General features: G+C 39.6%; 1 protein-coding gene. It reads left to right on the forward strand.

All coding sequences use genetic code 11. The features are described from left to right. A partial coding sequence (locus ACRCJ0_RS18650; protein WP_431391687.1) for an RNB domain-containing ribonuclease occupies nucleotides 1-588 on the forward strand: 588 nt, incomplete at both ends.

Consider the following 588-nt stretch of genomic DNA (forward strand, 5'->3'; position numbering starts at 1 on the left):
AATGTGGACCGTTTAACAATGACAGCTATCATGGAAATTGACCATAACGGCGGTATTGTTGATTATGATATTCATCCGTCAATTATCCACTCAGATTACCGAATGACTTATTCAGATGTAAATGCCATTATCACAGATAATGATTCAAAATTACGGGAAAAATACAGTGAAATCACTGACATGTTAGAAAATATGTGTGCTTTACATGAGATTTTATACAATAAACGTGTTAGTCGTGGTGCCATTGACTTTGACTCTCGTGAAGCGAAAATTATAGTTGACGATGAAGGTCATCCTACAGCGATTGAAGTACGTGAACGTGGCGTTGGAGAGCGAATGATTGAATCATTCATGTTATCAGCCAACGAGACTGTAGCTGGCCACTTTACAAGAAAAGTATTGCCATTCATCTACCGTGTCCATGAGCAACCGGATGAAGACAGAATGCAACGTTTCTTAGAATTTGTGACGGCCTTTGGTATTGTGCCACAAGGGACAAAATCTTCTATTCGGCCAAAAGATATTCAAAATGTCTTGCGTGAGGTTGAAGGAGCGACTTTCCAACCGGTTGTATCCATGATGTTACTG

Source organism: Aerococcus sp. L_32 (assembly GCF_050689315.1).